The organism is Pseudoalteromonas sp. '520P1 No. 423', from assembly GCF_001269985.1.
Lineage (GTDB): Bacteria > Pseudomonadota > Gammaproteobacteria > Enterobacterales > Alteromonadaceae > Pseudoalteromonas.
This window is the reverse complement of sequence record NZ_BBZB01000001.1, coordinates 897,131-918,725: the sequence shown is the minus strand read 5'-3', so window position 1 is coordinate 918,725 and position 21,595 is coordinate 897,131. Positions and strand designations below refer to the sequence as shown.

Sequence of the window (21,595 nt, the reverse complement as noted above, 5' to 3'; positions counted from 1 at the left end):
CAATCATTTATGAATAACATCCATATTTTCATCATTCCCACCTGGTTGACCATCAAGTCCGTACGACATAATTCCATAAGGGTTACCATTTTGGCCTGGAACAGTATAAATATAAGGTTTACCCCATGGGTCCATAGGAATTTCTTTAGGTAAATAAGGGCCATCCCAGCTAGGGTTCGAACTTGCTCTAAGCTCTTGAAGGTTAGCTGGCACAGTACCTATATCCAATCTATAGGTATCAATTGCAGTTTCAAACATTTGCATTTGTGCTACAGCTGCTTTCTTTTTAGATGAACTTACTTTAGAAAATAATTTAGGCGCCACTAAGGAACCTAATAAACCCAAAATAATAAGTACTATCATCAGCTCCATTAAGCTGAAACCTTTATTTTTATTCATTGAAACTACCTTTTAAATATGACTTTCGAATATAGCAATTTGATAACTTAATGTCGAATCGCTATATGTTAAAAAATATTACAGACTTGAAATTGCAGCAGCTGCCAAACCTAATTGGTAAATAATTTGTGTTGCAGTGCTCCACAATGTCAGCTTATCCATATGCTCTGTATCAAGTGGTACTACTATGGTATCTCCTGGAGATAAGTAAGTATTATCAGTTACAGCAAACCAGCTACTTGCTTTTGGTAATTGCACTGAACCATTTGCTTTAATAATGTAAATACGCTCGCTATCAGCTCTTTGTTTTAAACCACCACTGCGTGCGATATATTGCTCTAAAGATACATTATCTTGATATAAATGTGATACTGCTAAATTAACTTCACCAATTACATTGATTGTACTTTGTGCGATTGGCACATATAGTGTATCGTTATTTTGTAACTCAACATCTAATGAACCTTTATATACGCTTGGTAAATCAATAACTAAACGCCCTAACGCTTCTACTTTTGATAAATCATTCAGTAGTTTATTAGTATCTTCATAATTAAGGCTTGAATCGGTTACTGAGCTTTGGAAACTACGTGTTGCTATTTCTCTACGTAAATCATTTGCTAGTTTAGTTAATTGTGTACGCTCTTTTAAACGTATAGATTCACGAGTAAATATTGCAGCATCGGTTGCAGCTAAATCAGTAAAACCTCCTGCGCGCTCTAAAATAGAACTCAGTTTTTCACCACGTTTAATTGTATATTTACCAGGGAATTTTACTTCACCAACAAGTTGAATATAACGCTCTTCTTGCCAGTTAGGCATAGTAAAAATATTGATTGTATCTTTACTTTGTAATAAATATTTAGAGTCAGTTTCTTTAGTTAGATTAAGTGAAATATGCTCGATCTTACTGCCATTATCAGTTTTAATACGAGTTACTTCTGCATTTTCTACAAAAGCAGATTCTAATAAACCACCAGCAGCATTAATTGCCTTATTCATGTCTGCATTTTTAACTAGAGGATATATACCCGGGTATCTTACCTTGCCGTTAACAGCAATTAATTTCGCCTCGTTACCAAAAGAAGATTGTTTTTGTAATTTAATAATTAAAGGTTTTAAAAATAAAGTACGACCAAAAAGCGTTAAGCTATTTTCTTTAATTTCCTTTTTTTTGCCTTTTAATAAATCAGTTAAATTTGTTTCTAATTCAACGTCTTTATTATCTTCAATGTCTAGGCCTATAAACTCTTGATATTGTTGATTCTCAAAATCATGCCATTGCTGCATTTTTTCTTGTTGATAAAACTCATCTTCTGTTAGCAACATATTTGACAGCGTTCGTTTTTCATCTTCTTTTTCTTCGAAGCGACTGAACACCATTACAATATCTCTAGGCATTAACTTAACATCGTCTTCTATATTCTTATTTAATGCATTCAACAATGAAAATTGAATAACCTCTACATCACCTTTTATATTTTTTTCACGTACGATAAGTGAATAATCAAAATCAGCGATTGGCAGTACATCTGTTTTCAGAGAACTAATTAAACCTGAAACAGTATCGCCTTTAGTCCATTGATAATTACCCGGGTGCGCTACTGCACCAATTAATGTTACTGCATTTTCAAGCTCACTAGATGAAGCTTGTACTTTAATAACATCGCCATCTTTAGGTTGGTAATTAATATTTTTTTGTGAAAAATCTAGAGTAAGTACTGTTTTAAAGCTGTTTTCACTGTAACGCTCAACTAATGTTTTTTGAGGGAAAGCTTCAGCTTTAAAGCCACCGGCCATGCTAATTAGTTGCTTAGCAGTTTCATTTTTTTTTAATTCAAAAATAGCAGGTCGTTTTACTAACCCTGAAATAGTCACTTGTTTATTAACCGTAGGAATAAATACAACGTCACCTGGTTTTAGCATGATATCGCCCGAGCTATCACCTTTAATTAATAAGTCGTATAAATCAAAGTATTGTACTATTTTTCCTGCACGTTTTACTTGTATATTACGTAATGAACCAATATCTGATACGCCACCACTTACAAACAAAGCATGAGATACGGTTGTTAATGATGATACTGAATAACTACCAGGTTTAAATGATTCACCTAATACCATAATACGCATTGAGCGTAGTTGGCCTAAAGAAACAAACGCTTTTACACCGATTACTTCTTGAGATATTTTACTTTTAACTAACTCTTTCACTTCTAAAAAGCTTAAACCCGCTACAAATACAGGTGTTAAGTCAGGGATTGATAAGCGACCTTCACGATCTACAACAACACTATGTGTTACGTTTTCTTTACCATATAGATTAATTTGAAACTCATCGCCTCTACCAACAGTATACGTATCTGGCACTGCCGATATTTCACTTGGCATAAATGATGTTGGGTCGCCGGCAAAAAGCTCATAACCAAATGGTTTTATTTCATCTTCAATCGGTTTATATTTTCTCTCATCATCTGATAATTGTGACTCTTCATCTTGACGAGGAAAAACTGTTGGCCCTAACTCAATTTTCTCTGACGAAGAGTTATCTGAAAAAGCGGAAATATCAACTCCCATTTTTTTAGCTAAGGCTTTTTGTTGTGCTTTTGGTAAACTTTTGAATTGTTCCATTTGCTGTTTTGTAGGTGTTGCAGCATTTGCCGATACTGATAACAGCATGATCATGCTAAATAAAACAATATTAAAAAACTTCACAAAAATCCCTTCTAATTAAAAATGAGCAATAAAGTGCATTATTCTACCTGAGTTTAAATAAAAAAAAAGGAAGCTAGGCTTCCTTTTTTCTGAAATGTGCATTTTAAATGTTAGAAATTGTAGACTAATGTTAATGTTGTTGCTGTATCTGTGTTTTCTTTATCTGAATCTACATCACTATTATGTGTTACGTTAAAACCTACCTTCATTTGCATTGAACCATTAATTTTAGTTAATAATGCAGACTCTGACTTAGTTTTAGTATTAGTTGAACCGTATTCCATACCCACAGTTTGTGTAAACTTAGCGTATTCTGTGATATCCCAGTTAAAGTTAACTTTACCTAATGCGATTGCTTCGCCATCAGTATCACCTTTAGTACCGTCTTCATTTTTTGACTCTTCAAAATATTTATAACCCGGACCAATTTCCGCATCAAAATACATATTTGATGTATCTAAAAAACGCTTACCGTAACCAAGTGAAAATACGCTTTCATTTCTAAATGAACCAAAATAATCAGATGTATGAGAACCAAATAAGAAGAAATGTGAATTTTCTTCATTTAATTTATAGTTACCTTGCGCAGAAGCAAAGTACTTTTCGTTAGTACGTTGTGTTTCTTTAGTGCCGTCATCTTTTTCAATTTCATCTTCTTTGAACAAACCATCTAGTTTATATTCGTTTGTCCAGTTTTCCATTTCATGCTTGGCTTTAATTGCACCTTTAAGTGTAGTAGTTTCTGTATTACCACTTGTTAAAATCAAGCCTAGTTCACTCGTAACTTCCCAATCTTTATTTGCTTCTTCAGCAACAACATTAGTTGCGGTTAACGCGGTAACAACAAGTGATAAATATGCTTTTTTCATTTCAATTAAAACCTTTATTTAATAACTATTTAATAAATACTATGTATGCCATTTAGGCTGCTTTACCAGTGATTTGGGCTTTAGCTCGTCATTCCCGAAGTCTTTTATCGGGAATCTTAACAAACTCGTCATTCCCGAAGTCTCTTATCGGGAATCTTGTCACCTAGAGTTAAATCGTTCGCTTACAATCAAAACCTTAAAACCAGATCTCCGATAAAACACCTCGGAGATGACGTTGGTAAGTTCGTACTCTCGTCTAATTTAAAACAATTCACCTTGAGTACGTTAAACTAAACCCTAAATACCACTTTCCACCCAGTCATTCCCGAAGTCTCTTATCGGGAATCTCACTAAACTCGTCATTCCCGAAGTCTCTTATCGGGAATCTTGTCACCTAGAGTTAAATCGTTCGCTTACACTCAAAACCTTAAAACCAGATCTCCGATAAAACACCTCGGAGATGACGCTGGTAAGTTCGTACTCTCGACTAATTTAAAACAATTCACCTTGAGTACATTAAACTAAACCCTAAATACCACTTTCCACCCAGTCATTCCCGAAGTCTCTTATCGGGAATCTTGTCACCTAGAGTTAAATCGTTCGCTTACAATCAAAACCTTAAAACCAGATCTCCGATAAAACACCTCGGAGATGACGTTGGTAAGTTCGTACTCTCGACTAATTTAAAACAATTCACCTAGAGTACGTTAAACTAAACCCTAAATAAAACTCCCAATCTAGTCATTCCCGAAGTCTTTTATCGGGAATCTTAACAAACTCGTCATTCCCGAAGTCTTTTATCGGGAATCTTAACAAACTCGTCATTCCCGAAGTCTCTTATCGGGAATCTTAACAAACTCGTCATTCCCGAAGTCTCTTATCGGGAATCTTGTCACCTAGAGTTAAATCGTTCGCTTACACTCAAAACCTTAAAACCAGATCTCCGATAAAACACCTCGGAGATGACGCTGGTAAGTTCGTACTCTCGACTAATTTAAAACAATTCACCTTGAGTACGTTAAACTAAACCTTAAATACCACTTTCCACCCAGTCATTCCCGAAGTCTCTTATCGGGAATCTTAACAAACTCGTCATTCCCGAAGTCTTTTATCGGGAATCTTGTCGCCTAGGGTTAAGCTTCTTTTTGAACGTGCACATCCATTTGTGGATATGGGATATTAATATTTGCTTCATCTAGCGCAAGTTTAATATTTTCCATCAAATCAAAATATACAGCCCAATAGTCTGCAGTTTTAACCCACGGACGTACTACAAAGTTAACACTTGAATCTGCTAAATCAGATACCGCAACTGTATAAGCAGGATCTTTTAATATGCGCTCATCAGCATCTAATACTGATTGTAAAACTTGTTTTGCTTGTTTTAAGTCTGCGTCGTAACCCACACCTATTACTAAATCAATACGGCGAGTCGCTTCTCTTGAGTAATTAGTAATAGCACCAGACATAATTGAAGAGTTAGGCACGATAACTACTTTGTTATCTGGTGTGCGTAATTCAGTTGCGAATATTTCGATTTTTTCTACTGAACCCGACTTACCTGCAGCTTCAATATAATCACCTGATTTAAACGGGCGAAGCATGATAATTAATACGCCAGATGCAAAGTTTGATAAAGAACCTTGTAATGCTAAACCGATTGCTAAACCAGCTGCACCTAAAATTGCAATGAAAGACGTTGTTTCAATACCAACTTGCGATAACGCCATTAAAATAGCGACAGCAAAAACTAAAGCATTAATTATACTTGAAACAAATGAACTTACGGCTTTATCTACTTTCTTTTTAGCAAACGCTTTTTCGGTGATTTTAGCGCAAAATTTTGCTACTTTATTACCAATAAGAAATATCACTATGGCTAAAATTGTATTTATACCGTAATGAGTGATTAAATCTGAATTATTGTTCAACCAATCAACTGCCTGATCCATTTAATGTTCCTTTATATAAATTAAGAAATATATGCCTGTTATCACTCAAGCTTTTAATTAACAAAAATGAATGAAAGGTATTATATATGATGTTTCTATAAAAGGTTACATTTAATTACACATCAATCGGGCTAGAGGGCCTAGTCCATATGAAGATCAGCACGCTTATCATGGTAATTATTACAGTGAGTTTTACCCATATCATAATAGGCAGAAAAATCAGCGGATAAGATACTAAAATCAGCATGCTTGCTGTTGCAATGCATTTTGTTTTACAACGGATCACACCATGCTTTTCCCAGTCAGAAATCAATGAACCAAATAATTTATGATTTAATAACCACAAATGTAATCGTTTTGACGATTTAGAAAAACAATAGGCACTTAGCAATACAAAAGGTGTTGTTGGTAGCAAAGGTAAAAATACGCCAACTATGCCTAAGAATAAACTCAGCAAACCAAAAAGCAGCCAAAACGTACGTTTTATCATCTATTTTCCTTTTTTTTTAATTTTTAGAAATAAATAGTAACATAGCTCTTCCCATGACGTTTATTTTTATGTATTATGCGCGCCAACACAAATACTGTGTTTAAAGAAGTGGCGGTTGTAGCTCAGTTGGTAGAGCCCTGGATTGTGATTCCGGTGGTCGCGGGTTCGAGCCCCGTCAATCGCCCCACTCTTTAATTTATCTTAATATTCCCTGTAGTTTTCAGTTTACTCTATCTTATTAATTTAAATATTTTTTATTCTATTTTACTTTAAATCTATTGTTTAAAATAACTATCACTTTCCTTATTTTGTAATTTATTACTTAAGCTTACGTAGTGCTAAAATCCTTTCATTTATGAAGTTTTGAATTGGAAGTCTTTTTTGGCTTTAATTCATGAATATAAGATCCCCGATAAAACAACTCGGGTATGACTGTTCTTAATAATAGCGTTTAAATTGAGCTTCAAGGCCAACCACTTACACCGCTGTCAAACCGTCATTTGTGAAGTGTCTAATCGGAAATCTTATTTGTTAGCTTATATGTATGAGATCCCCTATAAAACAACTCGAGGATGACACATCTTGGTATCGGTGTTTAAACTTAACTTCAGGATTCACACTTCAACATCTTACTTATACCATCGTCATTTCCGATACCGCACCCCAAACCAATCCAGCCGTCATTTGTGAAGTCTCTTATCGGAAATTTTGTTAATAAGCTTCAAATAATACTAGAATACAAATCTTGCCACTGAGGGTTATTAGATTCAATTAAATGTATTTTCCACTTTCGATTCCATTTCTTTAACTGCTTTTCTCTCGATATTGCATTATACATATCATCAAATACTTCATAATAAACTAATGATTTAATATTGTACTTGCTAGTGAAACCAGTCGAACTCTCTTGTCGATGCTGCCAAACTCGTTTAACTAAATCGCTAGTAACACCTATATAAAGAGAACCCTTGGGTTTATTGGTCAAAATATAGATTGCAGGTGCTTTCATATTATCGTCCTTGATAAATACGCATATTTAGATGTTAGATGAGTAAGCTGTTACGTCAAATTTAATATTAAAGCTTTTTGAAACAGCTCGATACCTACCTCTACGTCATTTGTGAAGTGTCTTATCGGAAATTTATCAACTCGTCATTTGTGAAGTCTTTTATCGGAAATCTTGTTTTTACTTTACTTTACTTTATGAACATGAGATCCCCGATAAAACAACTCGGGGATGACTGTTCTAAATACTTTTGTTTGAATGACAAACTATTTACTTTTGACACTCGTCACAAAATACTGAGCTACGTTGACCTATTTTAATTTCGGTTAATGGCTTAGTACATTTTTTACAAGGTAATCCTGCTCGACCATATACTAATAGCTCTTGTGCAAAATATCCGGGGCTGCCATCGGTTTGCGCGAAGTCTTTTAAGGTTGTACCACCTTGCAGGATTGCTTGCTTTAAGGTTTCTTTTATCAGTACCACTAGATTTTCATAGCGTTTTTTACTAATTTCACCTGCAGGAGTTTGTGGGTGAATACCGGCTTTAAATAAAGCTTCATTAGCATAAATATTCCCGACGCCAACTACCACTTCATTTTTCATAATAAATTGTTTAATAACTGTTTTTTTATCTCGAGACTTTTTATATAAATCATTGTGATTAAAAGCCAAGGTAAGCGGCTCTGGCCCTAGTTTGGTTAATAATTTATGTACTTGTCCTGGTGGCTGAAATAAAAAACAACCAAAACGTCTTGTATCGTTAAAGCGTAGTGTTTTACCAGTTTCCATTTCTATGTCTATATGATCATGTTTGATCCTAGGCACTGAACTGTCGATCACTCTTAATTTGCCCGACATGCCTAAATGTAAAATTAAGCTGCCCATAACAGTTTCTAGCAATAGGTATTTTGCACGCCTGATCACTTTATTTATGACTAAGCCTTCAGTAAGCTTAACTTCCTCAGGTACTGCCCAACGTAAACTTGACTGATAAACATGAATTTTCTTTATTACCTCACCTTCAAGATAAGGTGAAATCCCCATACGACTTACTTCAACTTCTGGTAACTCAGGCATAGCGCTCTTTTAATCCTTAACTTGTGGGAATAATAACAGGTATTGTTCACTGTCTAATTTCAACCAGTTCATATTTTCAGATTTTGGCATATGAATAAAATAATCACCGCCCAATTTAAAAAATGCGAATACTTGGGGTAGCTCTTCGCCTGCAAACCAAATAGTGACAATGTTTTCTGATGATTTATTTTTAAACTCTGACTTGATGGTATTAATATCAGCAAGCTGTAAACCTGTTGCTTGCTGCCAATTAGTTAACAGCTCAGATATTTGTATTTGTGATAATGTTGAATTACTGCGCCAACCTGTGCCTATGCGTTCAATTTTAAATAAAGGATATTCGATTGTTAAAATATAGCTCTGCTCTTTTAACAGTGGTTGTATTACGTCATCAGCTTCTGCATCTATTAATTTATGATGTAGGCCATTGAACAAAAATACCATTATTAGCATGGAAAATATTAATACGTTATTCCAGCCTTTTTTACTTAATCGGATCATAAAAATTAAATTTTATTAAATTATATTACAGGAATTGTAACTAATTAGCGCTAAAAATGGCAAGTCAGAGCAGGATTGTTGAATTTTAGACATAAAAAAACCCGATAAATCGGGTTTTTCTTTAAAAAGCAAAATTACTTGATTTTTGCTTCTTTGAAAATCACATGTTTACGAACCTTAGGATCGAACTTTTTGATTTCCATTTTTTCAGGCATGTTACGCTTGTTCTTGTCGGTAGTGTAGAAATAACCAGTACCAGCAGATGAAACTAAACGGATTTTATCACGCATTATTCAGCTCCTTAAACTTTTTCGCCGCGAGCACGGATATCTGTAAGAACCGCGTCGATGCCATTTTTGTCGATGATACGCATACCTTTAGCAGTAGTACGTAGTTTAACAAAGCGTTTTTCGCTCTCAACCCAAAAACGGTGAGTTTGAAGGTTTGGTAAAAAGCGACGCTTAGTTGCATTTCTTGCGTGCGAACGGTGATTACCTACCGCTGGACGCTTACCTGTAACTTGACAGACTTTAGACATTATATATATCTCCAATATCTTGCTCGAGCTAATTTCCCCAAGCCATAAGTACAGCAACTACAGGCAAAGATCTTGTAAAGTGGACTATCTGACCACTTCAGCTCATGTGTAAATTTGATAGCGGCTAATTATAGAGATCCTCTCGACTAAGTGAAAGTAAAAAGTGCAGTTAATTTAAACTAATTTGCATAAAAAACGATTTTTTGGCTATTTTGGGTCCAAACCACCTAATTATTTTTATTTAAAGCCAGCCTCGCTCGGCAAAAGAGACGGTTTTGTTACTCGCCACCACTAAGTGGTCTAAAATTTGAACATCAATTAATTGCAAAGCATCTTTTAGTTTATTGGTAATAAGTCGATCGGCTTCACTTGGCTCTGCAATTCCTGATGGATGGTTATGCGCCAAAATAACAGAAGCTGCATTATGTCTTAAAACCGACTTTACCACCTCTCTTGGATAAACACTTGCGGAATTAATTGTGCCATAAAATAATGCTTCATCTGTTAATAAGCGATTTTGGCTATCAAGATAAAGCAACATAAAAACTTCTTGTTGCTGTGCTTTTAATTTTAACGATAAAAAGTCACGCACTGCTTTTGGTGAATCAAATAAGGTTTGTTGCTGGCACTGCTCAGCTAAGTAACGTTTATTTAATTCTAACACGGCTTGTAGCTGCACATATTTAGCATTACCTAGCCCCTTAAACTTAACAAACTCAGATAAAGGCGCATTAAATAGGTTTTGTAATGATCCCGACTCATCTAATAAATGCTGCGCCAGCTCTATCGCATTCATGCCATGAGTACCGGTTCGTAAAAATATCGCCAGCAATTCACTATCTAGTAATGCCGTAGCACCTTTATCTAATAGTTTTTCTCTTGGGCGACTTTCTTTGGGCATAGCAGTCAATTGCATATTCATTTCCTTATAAATCTGCTGCGCATTTTTATTAATCCACTACGTGGAAAGTATTTTGAATTTATAACTATAGCTTACCGTTAACACTTCCCCCATTTATATGAAGGATCATATGTTCATTATAAGATTTATATTTCAGCTAACATCATTTTTTATCGATTTAGATATATCAATCTAGATTAATAAACTTGACCTATAGCGTACTGCCATTTACTTTATATAAAACGAAAGAGCATATGTTGAAATAGTTCAGCTTATAAAATTAAACTTATTTCATCGCCACGCAGTGGCCATAATAAATATGCGTAGCAAATTTATATAATAAGAAGAATAAAAAATGTCAGTTAAGCACCCTATAATTGCGATTACAGGTTCATCAGGCGCAGGTACTACAACCACTACTAACGCTATTCAGCATATTTTTCGTAGCTTAAACATTAATGCAGCTACCATTGAAGGCGATAGTTTTCATCGTTATACCCGCCCTGAAATGGATAAACGTGTACGTGAAGCCCAACAAGATGGTAAACATATTAGCTACTTTGGTACTGAGGCTAATGATTTTTCGGCACTGGAAAATTTATTTACTAGTTATGCCGAATCAGGCCAAGGCAAAACCCGCCGCTATTTACATACCTTTGATGCTGCTGTGCCATATAATCAATTACCAGGCACTTTTACTCCTTGGCAAGATTTAGAGGCGACAACTGATGTCCTGTTTTATGAAGGTTTACATGGTGGCGTAGTTGATGACGAACACAATGTTGCCAAACATGTCGACTTATTAATTGGCATGGTGCCAATAATCAACTTAGAGTGGATACAAAAGCTTATTCGCGATACTCGTGAGCGTGGCCACTCGCATGAAGCCGTAAGAGACTCTATTGTCCGTAGTATGGATGATTATATAAACCATATTACACCGCAATTTTCACGTACGCATATAAACTTCCAGCGTGTGCCAACCGTTGATACTTCAAACCCTTTTAGCGCCAAAGATATTCCATCACTAGATGAAAGTTTTGTTGTAATTCGTTTTAGAGATATTGCCGATGTTAACTTTCCTTACTATTTACAGATGATAGAAGGCAGCTTTATGTCACGTATTAATACTATGGTGGTGCCCGGTGGTAAAATGGGTTTAGCAATGGAGTTAATACTGAGACCGTTAATAGAAGATATTATCGTTAAAAAACGTGCTTCGATGAATTTAGCACCTGCAGGATTGCCAGTTTAGGATCTAGGTTCTAGGTTCCATATTTAAAACAATCAACAACTTATGACATCCCAGAAGTGTTTTATCGGGGATCTTGTTTAAGACTTTATATCAGATGCTGAGATTTTCGATAGGACCATTCGGAAATGACGCTTCAACTTTTATAGTTCTAAATCTGAAACTAAAACTATGAACTTAAAACCCGTCATCCCCGAAGTGTTTTATCGGGGATCTTGTTTAAGACTTTATATCAGATGCTGAGATTTCCGATAGGACCATTCGGAAATGACGCTTCAACTTTTATAGTTCTAAATCTGAAACTAAAACTATGAACTTAAAACCCGTCATCCCCGAAGTATTTTATCGGGGATCTGGTTTAAGACTTTATATCAGATGATGAGATTTCCGATAGGACCATTCGGAAATGACGCTTCAACTTTTATAGTTCTAAATCTGAAACTAAAACTATTAACTTAAAACCTGTCATCCCCGAAGTGTTTTATCGGGGATCTTTTTTAAGACTTTATATCAGATGCTGAGATTTCCGATAGGACCATTCGGAAATGACGCTTCAACTTTTATAGTTCTAAATCTGAAACTAAAACTATGAACTTAAAACCTGTCATCCCCGAAGTGTTTTATCGGGGATCTTGTTTAAGACTTTATATCAGATGCTGAGATTTTCGATAGGACCATTCGGAAATGACGCTTCAACTTTTATAGTTCTAAATCTGAAACTAAAACTATTAACTTAAAACCTGTCATCCCCGAAGTATTTTATCGGGGATCTTGTTTAAGACTTTATATCAGATGCTGAGATTTTCGATAGGACCATTCGGAAATGACGCTTCAACTTTTATAGTTCTAAATCTGAAACTAAAACTATTAACTTAAAACCTGTCATCCCCGAAGTATTTTATCGGGGATCTTGTTTAAGACTTTATATCAGATGCTGAGATTTTCGATAGGACCATTCGGAAATGACGCTTCAACTTTTATAGTTCTAAATCTGAAACTAAAACTATGAACTTAAAACCTGTCATCCCCGAAGTGTTTTATCGGGGATCTTGTTTAAGACTTTATATCAGATGCTGAGATTTCCGATAGGACCATTCGGAAATGACGAGGCTAAGATACAAACCTTACTCTGAAAAATTTCTGCCGTAAAATATCTCTTTCATTTCACTTTTTAATTTATGGGTAATATCTTTTTGTTCTTGTTCTGATAAATCACGCTTTGTGATACCAAATAAATATTGGTTTAAATTAAATTCTTTGAGCACCATTTTGGTATGGAAAAGGTTTTCTTGATAAATGTTTACATCAAGCATTTGATAGGCTGATAAGGTATCTTGAGTCATGAAGTTTTGAATTGAGTTGATAGCATGATCTATGTAATGCTTTTTACCTGATTCGTCTCTGGTAAATCCTCTTACCCGGTAATCTAAAGTGACGATGTCAGATTCCAACGTGTGAATTAAATAATTAACGGCTTTTAGTGGAGAAATCACACCACAGGTTGATACTTCTATATCAACTCTAAAAGTACAAATACCTTCTACTGGATGGGTTTCTGGATAAGTATGAACACAAATATGGCTTTTATCTAAATGCGCGACAACTGAATCAGGTAAAGGACCTGGTCTTGCTTCTTGTACTGAGCTTTGCGCTTCACTTTCTAATTGTGATTCATCTGAAATAAGTAAGGTAACACTGGCACCTTGTGGATCATAATCTTGGCGTGCAACATTAAGTATATTTGCACCAATAATATCAACCACTTCTTCTAGAATATTAGTTAAGCGCTCTGCACTATAACGCTGACTAATATAATCTAAGTATTCTTTACGTTGTAGCTGTGTTTTAGCGTAGCGAATATCATAAATGCTAAAGCTTAAACTTTTGGTTAAATTATTGAAGCCGTGCAGTTTGAGTTTTTCAAATGGTCTGTGCACTAAAAAAACATTCCTTGTTGAGTATATCTGCGCTTGCAGAGCTTAATTGTTAAAATCTTATACGAAAAAAGCTCTGCAAAAAAGCTTTATACAGCTAATACTTCAAAGCTATGGGTAATTTCTACTGATGCTTCTAGCATTAAAGCAACTGAACAGTACTTTTCAGCTGATAGTTTTACTGCGCGCTCTACGTGTTTTTCAGAAACATCATTGCCTGTTACAACAAAATGTAGATTAATTTTTTTAAATACGCGTGGTGCAGTTTCTGCTCTTTCACTACTTAACTCTACACGTGCTGCTGTTACGTCTTGACGTGATTTTTTTAAGATACTGACAACATCTACTGAAGAACAACACCCTACAGACATTAAAACCATTTCCATTGGGCTTGGTGCCGCACCGTCAGAACCAGTATCAAATACTACGTTATGACCTGAGTCAGATTTACCTATAAATGTATCACCTTCAACCCACTTTACATTTGCCTGCATTTTAATTCCTATTTGATATATATAAGTATATTAATGCATATTAATTATATGAGGATTTAGTGCAACAAAATGAGATAAATTTTTATTTAAAACTGAGGAAAATGTAAATTGATCCAAAATAACTTTCCTGGGATCGTCAGATCTGTTTGTTATTTAAAGATTTGCAATTGCAGAGTCAAATAAGTTTTTAACTAAAGTAGAAAACTCATCAATAAATGCATGCTGCTCAATGGTAACCGGTTGATGGATCACACCAGATAATACTTCTTGTAAATCATAAACGATGCCATCAACTTCTCTGACTATTTCACCACGTTGATCTGTATCTAGTTCAGTATGTTGTTGACATAATGCAATGATCTGCTCAGCAATATCGTCTTCGATTAAAGTGATCACGGTAGGTGCGTTAGGTGCGACTTCACCAGGTTTTTCAAAGATAGATAAATGCTGTGTTAAATACATGATGAGATCATCATAACCTTGCTGGTCGGTAACCATAAAATACCTTTGTCGTTTTTATTTTTTATAAATTTGATTTAAACAGATATAAATCGGAAATACTAGAGAGAATAGAAAAAAGGCCTTTGATGTTCCAATCTAAGGCCTTTTGCATTGTTGTTCTTTATTAGAATTAGTTTTCTACAAGCTTAAACCTGGGCTTAATGTCGCTGGTAATACTACTTTATCTAGCTCAACTGATGCTACCGGGTATGCACAGTAATCAGCAGCATAATATGCACTTGCTCTGTGGTTGCCTGATGCGCCAATACCACCAAATGGTGCTGCACTTGATGCACCTGTAATTGGACGATTCCAGTTTACGATACCTGCACGTACACGACGTAAGAAGTAATCATAATCTTCACTGTTATCACTTAGTAGGCCAGCAGATAAACCGTAAGCCGTATCATTACCTAGCTCAATTGCTTGATCAAAGTCTGTGTAGCGGAATACTTTTAATAATGGGCCAAAATGCTCATCATCAGGGAAGTCACTTACGTTAGTACATTCTAAAATACCTGGTGATACAAAACCGGTATTTTCTGTATGTACTAATTCAACTAAGCTCGTAGCGCCTAATTCAATTAACTGGCTTTGTGCTGCAACCATAGATTTAGCTGCACCGATTGAAATCATAGAACCCATAAATGGTTGTTCTTGATCATCATAAAAACCGACCTTAATCGCTTTAGTTGCTGCGATTAATTGGCTTAATATTAAATCGCCCTGCTCACCTTGTGGTAAAAACAGTTTACGTGCACATGTACAACGCTGACCGCTTGAGATAAATGCAGATTGAATAATATCGTGAACCACAGCTTTAGTATCAGCAACATCTTTTACGATTAATGGGTTATTACCACCCATTTCAATTGCTAAAATTTTGCCCGGCTGACCTGAAAATTGCTCATGTATAAAATGACCAGTACGAGAAGAACCTGTAAAGAATAAACCATCAATTCCACGATGTGATGCTAATGCTTTACCTGTTTCAACTTCACCTTGCACTAAGTTAATTACGCCAGCTGGTAAACCTGCTTGTTGCCATAACTTAAGAGTTAGCTCAGCTACCATAGGGGTTAATTCAGATGGTTTAAATACCACGGTGTTACCTGCTAATAATGCAGGAACGATATGACCGTTAGGTAAGTGACCAGGGAAGTTATAAGGACCAAATACAGCCACTACACCATGTGCTTTATGACGAATTACCGCTTTACCTACTGGCATAGCGTTTTCGACTGTACCAGTACGTTCGTGGTATGCTTTTTCAGAGATAGCAATTTTTCCCATCATAGCGCCGACTTCAGTGCGTGTTTCCCAAATTGGCTTGCCTGTTTCTTTTGCGATTGCATCAGCCATTTGTTCTTTATTTTCGCCTAATACTTCACCAAACTTTTTAACTATGTTTAGTCTTTCTTTAAAGCTTAAATCACTCCAAGAAAAAAAAGCATTACGCGCTGATTTTACAGCTGTATCTACTTGTTGTTCTGACGCGCTATTAGCGGTCCAGATCACTTCATTTTTTGCTGGGTTTACTGAATTAAATTCGGCGCCTTCGCCTGCTGACCATAGGTCATTGATAAATTGAGCTGCATGAGTCATTTCAATCTCTCTTATATTTGTTTGGCTATTATTTGTTTGTCACAGTTCGATATAAAAACAAGATCCCCGATAAAAGCCTTAGGGAATGACATATCTTTAGATTCCCGATAAAGCACTTCGGGAATGACGTAACTTAGATTCCCGATAAAAGATTTCGGGAATGAAATATGTTTAGATCCCCGATAGCAAGTACCGGGAATAACTTACTTAATTAAACAGTTGCAATGCGAATTGTATCGCCTTCGCTTATTTGTAATGCTTCAGCCATTTTTGCTGTGATCACAATATCGTCGCCGTCTTTATCAAATGATAAATCAGCTAATGTCGCTCTAAAGTTTTCAAGCTCTGTATTTGCAATCATAACTTGTTGACCGCCAGCGTTATCACCAATAATGACTTTTTTATGACTTGATGATCTTACTGTACGAATATTATTTAATTTTGCTTCAACGGTTGGGCCGGCATCAAAAATATCTACATAGCCATTAAAGGTGAAACCTTCATTTTTAAGCAATTGAATTGCTGGCTTAGTTTTTTCATGCACTTGACCTACAACCTCTTGTGCTTCTTTGCTTAGCAAGTTGACATAAATTGGGTATTTAGGCATTAACTCTGCGATAAATACTTTCTGGCCTATGCCAGTTAAATAATCGGCTGTTGGGAAATCCATAGAAAAGAAGTGCTCTTCTAACCATTTCCAGAATGGACTTTTACCATTCTCATCAGAAACACCACGCATTTCTGCTAATAATGTATCTGCAAATCTGTCTTCATGTTCTTTAATAAACATAAAGCGTACTTTTGATAATAATTTACCATTGCCATTTTTACGGGCTTGTTCGCGTAAAAATAAAGTACATAATTCGGTTGCGCCAGTGTAATCATTACATAAAGTAAGAATTTCAACTGGGTTATAAACATTTAAAGTGCGAGATGAATGGATCACCTTGCTCAAATGATAATGATAAAAAGCATCATCTAAACCAACAGCCGCTTCGATTGCTGATGTACCAACAACTTCACCTGTTTCAGTATTTTCTAAAACAAATAAATAACCTTCATCTTGTGGGCAATCAACTGTTTTTATAAATGAAGCTTCTGAGCGTGCTATTTTAGCAGCTAACAATTCTTCATTATTAGGTAATGAAGTAAAGCCATGACCAGATTCGTCTGCTATTTTAACTAATTCAGCAAAATCACTTTTTCGGATTGGGCGAATAACCATCATAGTGCCGCTTACTCCCTTATGTTTATAATGAAAATAAAAGGTGGTTAAAAACCACCTTTAAATACGTTACTCAATAAGTAACTCTACAAAGCTTTAAATTAAGCGTTTGCTTTTACTACGTCAGCTACTGCTTTTTCAAAACGTGCCATACCTTCACGGATATCATCATCAGAAATGACTAATGACGGTGTGAAACGTACTACATCAGCGCCAGCAACTAATGACATTAAGCCATGTGCAGTTGATGCAACTAAAAACTCTTTAGCTTTACCTTTGTATTGCTCAGTCACTACAGCACCAATCAATAAACCTTTACCGCGAACTTCTGAAAATACATTGTATTTATCGTTTATTGCGGTTAATAACTCACGGAATAAGAGTTCTTTTTGTTTAACACCGTTTAATACTTCTTCAGTATTTACAGTATCAAATGCCGCTTCTGCTACAGCACATGCTAGTGGGTTACCACCATAAGTAGAACCATGAGTACCTACTTTTAAATGCTTTGCGAATTCAGTTTTAGTGATCATTGCACCAATTGGGAAACCGCCACCTAATGCTTTAGCTGTTGTTAAGATATCTGGCGTAACACCTAAACCTTCATATGCGTATAAATCACCAGTACGGCCTACACCTGTTTGTACTTCATCAAAAATTAATAGTGCATTGTGTTGGTCACATAAAGCACTCACACCTTTAATGAAATCAGCTGTAGGAGAAACGATACCGCCTTCGCCTTGTAATGGTTCAATCATTACTGCACATGTATCATCTGAGATAAGTGCTTTAAAGCTTTCTAAATCATTGTAGTCTGTATGCACGATATCAGCAGGTTTTGGACCAAAACCGTCAGAATAAGCAGCTTGACCACCAACAGTTACGGTAAAAAATGTACGACCGTGGAAACCTTTATTAAATGCGATGATTTGTGATTTTTTCTCGCCAGCAGTATCTAATGCCCAACGACGTGCTAGTTTTAATGCCGCTTCATTTGCTTCTGCGCCAGAGTTAGCGAAATAAACTTTATCAGCAAAAGTAGCATCAACTAATTTTTTAGCTAAACGTAATGCAGGTTCATTTGACATTACATTTGATAAATGCCAAATTTTTTCACCTTGCTCTTTTAATGCATTAACTAATGCAGGATGACAATGACCTAAACAGTTTACTGCAATACCGCCAGCAAAATCGATATATTCACGACCTTCCTGATCCCATACACGAGAGCCTTCACCCTTTACTGGGATCACAGCCGAAGGCGCGTAGTTTGGTACCATTACTTCATCAAAAAGTGCACGATTTATAGTCATTTTATTTCCTCTGTTAACAAGTAAAACACCGCTAAATAATAGCGTTTCACTTTGAATACTATTGGATAAGGAGACGTATTATTTCAAAAAAAAACGCTTTTGTCTCCTTTGTAATTTAGCTCAAGGCCTTGGTTTATAAGGAAAGCGGGTATAATTTCATTGATAGTGAATAAGTATCTAACTTAATAAGGGGATCACGCTTGTAAACGCTATTAATGGTTAATTTTAATAATAAAAGAGAGACTGAATGAATAGTCGAAAATAAATAACTAAAAAATGAAGGATTACACCATTTTTTACCTGCTTTATATTAAAAAAGTAATTCTTAATACTCAATTCTTAACTGCAGGTTGTGCAAAGTGGTGCTCGCTAATGTTTTAAGTTCGATCATTTTAAATTGATAACTACTAAACCATGCTTTCACTTCGTCTGCTTCTACTAAATTATGTTCTTTTAATTTTTTGTACTGACCATAACATTGCGCTTTAGCAACTACTTTAGCCAAGTCATCCATTTCTGAAAATTCAGTATTATTGGCTAATTGCGCCATTGCGCTTTGTATTGGTAAATATTTAAAGCCCATTTTACTGCTCAATTTATATGAGAGGTCAACTGAGTGCTCTACCATTAAGTTGCGTAAACATAATGGGTCGGGTTTAAGTGCTAATAATGCATCGTGTAAATCTTTTTCTTTATTATCGCGGCTATCTTTGGTTTGCTGCTCCCAGAGTGTATCGAATGTCCTCAAATATAAGCGCACTAATTCAATTTTACCGACATCATGGAACATACCTAATACAAATGCTTGATAAGGGTCAACATCATTGAGTTCAGCTAATGTTTTAGCTGTAATGGCAGTTGTCATAGCTGACTCCCATAACTTACGCTTTAATAAGCAAAATTATGTCATAACAATAAGTCATCTCAACCTATAACCTAGCGATATTGTTTTATAAAGTTATCTAACAGCTCTAAACCTGACTCAGTTAAAATGGCCTCTGGGTGAAACTGCACACCTTCTAATGCTAAAGAGCGATGTTTGAATCCCATAATTTCTGATAACTCATTTTCCTCATTATTTAGCCATGCTGTTACCTCTAATGCTTCAGGCAATGTTTTAGGATCAACAACTAAAGAATGATAACGACATACAGTTAAAGGTGATGCCAATCCCTTAAAAACACCTTTATTATTATGCATGATCTTGGATGTTTTGCCATGCATCACCTTTTTAGCGCGGATTATTTTAGCACCGAATGATTGCGCTATAGTTTGATGGCCTAAACAAACACCTAAAATAGGTGTATGACCTTTAAATTGATTGATAAGTTCTAAAGATATGCCAGCTTCATTAGGTGTGCAAGGACCTGGAGAGACAACTAAATATTTAGGCTTGAGTGCTTTTACTTGAGCGCAGGATATTTCATCATTGCGCTTAACTAATACTTCAACATCTAACCTTTGAAAATATTGAACTAGGTTATAAGTGAAAGAATCATAGTTATCGATCATCAATAGCATATTAAAACCTAAATGCTTAAAAGAAGTTTGGATATGAGTTTAAAAATGAATTAGCGAGCTTAAAAGTCGCTCGCTAATTATTATTTATCTAACTTAAAAGTATGACTATGGGCGTGGAATAAAACCAACAGCGTCGTAAACAGCTTTAAGTGTTTGCTCTGATCGTGCACCCGCTTTTTCTGCACCATCACGCATTATTTGATTTAATAAAGTTTGATCTTCGCGGATCTCTTTAAAACGCGCTTGAATTGGCTCTATCATTGATACTAAAGCAGCTGCGGTATCTTTTTTAAGATGACCATACATTTTGTCTTCGTATTCTGGTACTAAATCTTCAATTGAACGCTTAGTCGCAACCGACATTAAAGTTAGTAAATTTGAAACACCTGGTTTTTCTATATTATCAAAGTAAATACGTGCTTGTTCATCAGAATCTGTTACAGCTTTTTTAAGTTTCTTTTCAATCTTTTTAGGCTCATCTAATAACATGATGTAGCCATTTGGATTTTCATCAGACTTTGACATCTTTTTAGTTGGATCTTGTAAGCTCATTACACGTGCACCAAACTCTGGAATATAAGGTTCTGGTACTGTAAATACATCACCATAAACATTGTTAAAACGATTAGCAATATCGCGTGTTAGTTCTAAATGTTGCTTTTGATCTTCACCTACTGGCACTTGAGTTGCTTGATATAATAAAATATCCGCAGCTTGTAGTACTGGATAGCTATAAAGTCCTACATTGATATTATTGGTATTTTTAGCTGATTTATCTTTAAACTGTGTCATGCGGTTAAGCTCACCCATTTGCGCATAACAGTTTAAAACCCAACTTAATTGTGCATGCTCAGGTACTTGAGATTGTACAAATAAAGATGACTTTTTAGGATCGATACCGCAGGCAGTATAAAGTGCGATGCCATCTAATACTCGTTGCTGTAATAACGCAGGATCTTGGCGCGTTGTAATGGCATGTAAATCTACCAACATGAAATAACACTCACTGCTTTCTTGTAGCGTAAGCCATTGGTTTATAGCGCCAATATAGTTACCGATTGTCATACCACCAGTTGGCTGAATACCACTTAATACTACAGGCTTGCTCATGTTATTTCTTCACTCTTATTTGATTAATAGCGCTGCTTTACCTATTTATAATTAGGTCGGTTTGTCATAAACCAAAACATCTCTATTGAAGCCACACTGTGGCGGGATTTTATCGGTAATTTTAATTGTTTCAGATTTTGAAGCAAGGTAAATTTTCAGCTATTACATTTACACCTATTAGAAAACTTA

At 35.5% G+C, this 21,595-nt stretch carries 20 protein-coding genes, 1 tRNA gene and 1 pseudogene; 2 read left to right on the top strand and 20 right to left on the bottom strand.

Features of this window, described 5'->3' with window-relative positions:
* Window positions 1-3: 3 nt before the first annotated feature.
* The 5 genes from gspG to PSA_RS04250 all read right to left on the bottom strand — a co-directional run bounded on the left by gspG (window position 4) and on the right by PSA_RS04250 (window position 6,425).
* Window positions 4-399 carry a type II secretion system major pseudopilin GspG gene (gene gspG, locus PSA_RS04270; RefSeq protein ID WP_042150669.1) on the bottom strand — a complete coding sequence of 132 codons (396 nt, stop codon included), beginning with the start codon at window positions 397-399 and terminating at the stop codon, window positions 4-6.
* A 78-nt stretch (window positions 400-477) separates the two neighbouring features.
* On the bottom strand, window positions 478-3,114 hold the full coding sequence (locus PSA_RS04265) for an SLBB domain-containing protein (RefSeq protein ID WP_371257775.1): 2,637 nt from the start codon (window positions 3,112-3,114) through the stop codon (window positions 478-480).
* Window positions 3,115-3,224: 110 nt separating this feature from the next.
* Window positions 3,225-3,983 (bottom strand): YdiY family protein, encoded by a 759-nt coding sequence (locus PSA_RS04260; RefSeq protein WP_042150667.1) that lies wholly within the window; start codon window positions 3,981-3,983, stop codon window positions 3,225-3,227.
* 1,133 nt (window positions 3,984-5,116) lie between these two features.
* Complete coding sequence (locus tag PSA_RS04255; RefSeq protein WP_042150658.1) at window positions 5,117-5,935, bottom strand: mechanosensitive ion channel family protein; 819 nt, start codon at window positions 5,933-5,935, stop codon at window positions 5,117-5,119.
* Window positions 5,936-6,050: 115 nt separating this feature from the next.
* On the bottom strand, window positions 6,051-6,425 hold the full coding sequence (locus PSA_RS04250; RefSeq protein ID WP_042150656.1) for a YbaN family protein: 375 nt from the start codon (window positions 6,423-6,425) through the stop codon (window positions 6,051-6,053).
* A gap of 111 nt (window positions 6,426-6,536) precedes the next feature.
* Between PSA_RS04250 and PSA_RS04245 the strand changes: the two genes are divergently transcribed.
* Window positions 6,537-6,612 (top strand) — tRNA-His (locus PSA_RS04245).
* Window positions 6,613-7,146: 534 nt separating this feature from the next.
* On the opposite strand, the gene PSA_RS04240 is transcribed toward PSA_RS04245, so the two are convergent.
* From PSA_RS04240 to radC, 6 genes are all read right to left on the bottom strand, one after another.
* On the bottom strand, window positions 7,147-7,434 hold the full coding sequence (locus PSA_RS04240; protein ID WP_042150654.1) for a GIY-YIG nuclease family protein: 288 nt from the start codon (window positions 7,432-7,434) through the stop codon (window positions 7,147-7,149).
* Between the two features lie 267 nt (window positions 7,435-7,701).
* Complete coding sequence (mutM, locus tag PSA_RS04235) at window positions 7,702-8,511, bottom strand: bifunctional DNA-formamidopyrimidine glycosylase/DNA-(apurinic or apyrimidinic site) lyase (protein WP_042150652.1); 810 nt, start codon at window positions 8,509-8,511, stop codon at window positions 7,702-7,704.
* Between the two features lie 9 nt (window positions 8,512-8,520).
* Complete coding sequence (locus PSA_RS04230; RefSeq protein WP_127924213.1) at window positions 8,521-9,012, bottom strand: hypothetical protein; 492 nt, start codon at window positions 9,010-9,012, stop codon at window positions 8,521-8,523.
* A gap of 134 nt (window positions 9,013-9,146) precedes the next feature.
* The gene (gene rpmG / locus PSA_RS04225) at window positions 9,147-9,302 is read right to left on the bottom strand and encodes a 50S ribosomal protein L33 (RefSeq protein WP_042150650.1); all 156 of its coding nucleotides are present in this window, start codon (window positions 9,300-9,302) and stop codon (window positions 9,147-9,149) included.
* 11 nt (window positions 9,303-9,313) lie between these two features.
* On the bottom strand, window positions 9,314-9,550 hold the full coding sequence (rpmB, locus tag PSA_RS04220; protein ID WP_042150648.1) for a 50S ribosomal protein L28: 237 nt from the start codon (window positions 9,548-9,550) through the stop codon (window positions 9,314-9,316).
* Between the two features lie 241 nt (window positions 9,551-9,791).
* On the bottom strand, window positions 9,792-10,466 hold the full coding sequence (radC, locus tag PSA_RS04215; protein ID WP_042150646.1) for a DNA repair protein RadC: 675 nt from the start codon (window positions 10,464-10,466) through the stop codon (window positions 9,792-9,794).
* Between the two features lie 340 nt (window positions 10,467-10,806).
* On the opposite strand from radC, the gene PSA_RS04210 reads away from it, so the two are divergent.
* Window positions 10,807-11,706, top strand: a complete 900-nt coding sequence (locus tag PSA_RS04210; RefSeq protein WP_042150644.1) for a phosphoribulokinase — start codon at window positions 10,807-10,809, stop codon at window positions 11,704-11,706.
* Window positions 11,707-12,827: 1,121 nt separating this feature from the next.
* Here the strand turns inward: PSA_RS04210 and speD are convergent.
* The 9 genes and pseudogenes from speD to trpS form a co-directional block, all read right to left on the bottom strand.
* Window positions 12,828-13,640 carry an adenosylmethionine decarboxylase gene (gene speD / locus PSA_RS04205; protein ID WP_042151237.1) on the bottom strand — a complete coding sequence of 271 codons (813 nt, stop codon included), beginning with the start codon at window positions 13,638-13,640 and terminating at the stop codon, window positions 12,828-12,830.
* Window positions 13,641-13,726: 86 nt separating this feature from the next.
* On the bottom strand, window positions 13,727-14,131 hold the full coding sequence (locus PSA_RS04200) for an OsmC family protein (protein ID WP_042151239.1): 405 nt from the start codon (window positions 14,129-14,131) through the stop codon (window positions 13,727-13,729).
* A 153-nt stretch (window positions 14,132-14,284) separates the two neighbouring features.
* A complete protein-coding gene (locus PSA_RS04195) occupies window positions 14,285-14,629 on the bottom strand; it encodes a DUF3802 family protein (protein WP_042151242.1) in 345 nt (114 codons plus the stop codon).
* Between the two features lie 141 nt (window positions 14,630-14,770).
* Window positions 14,771-16,237, bottom strand: coding sequence for a succinylglutamate-semialdehyde dehydrogenase (gene astD / locus PSA_RS04190; RefSeq protein WP_042151245.1), 1,467 nt, complete (start codon window positions 16,235-16,237; stop codon window positions 14,771-14,773).
* A 211-nt stretch (window positions 16,238-16,448) separates the two neighbouring features.
* The gene (gene astA / locus PSA_RS04185) at window positions 16,449-17,465 is read right to left on the bottom strand and encodes an arginine N-succinyltransferase (protein ID WP_042151248.1); all 1,017 of its coding nucleotides are present in this window, start codon (window positions 17,463-17,465) and stop codon (window positions 16,449-16,451) included.
* Between the two features lie 98 nt (window positions 17,466-17,563).
* Window positions 17,564-18,775, bottom strand: coding sequence for an aspartate aminotransferase family protein (locus PSA_RS04180; RefSeq protein WP_042151250.1), 1,212 nt, complete (start codon window positions 18,773-18,775; stop codon window positions 17,564-17,566).
* A gap of 325 nt (window positions 18,776-19,100) precedes the next feature.
* Window positions 19,101-19,649: pseudogene (locus PSA_RS04175) on the bottom strand (HDOD domain-containing protein); the annotation flags it as partial.
* A gap of 62 nt (window positions 19,650-19,711) precedes the next feature.
* Window positions 19,712-20,296, bottom strand: a complete 585-nt coding sequence (locus PSA_RS04170) for an aminodeoxychorismate/anthranilate synthase component II (protein ID WP_042151253.1) — start codon at window positions 20,294-20,296, stop codon at window positions 19,712-19,714.
* Between the two features lie 105 nt (window positions 20,297-20,401).
* On the bottom strand, window positions 20,402-21,406 hold the full coding sequence (gene trpS, locus PSA_RS04165; RefSeq protein WP_042151256.1) for a tryptophan--tRNA ligase: 1,005 nt from the start codon (window positions 21,404-21,406) through the stop codon (window positions 20,402-20,404).
* Window positions 21,407-21,595: the final 189 nt, after the last annotated feature.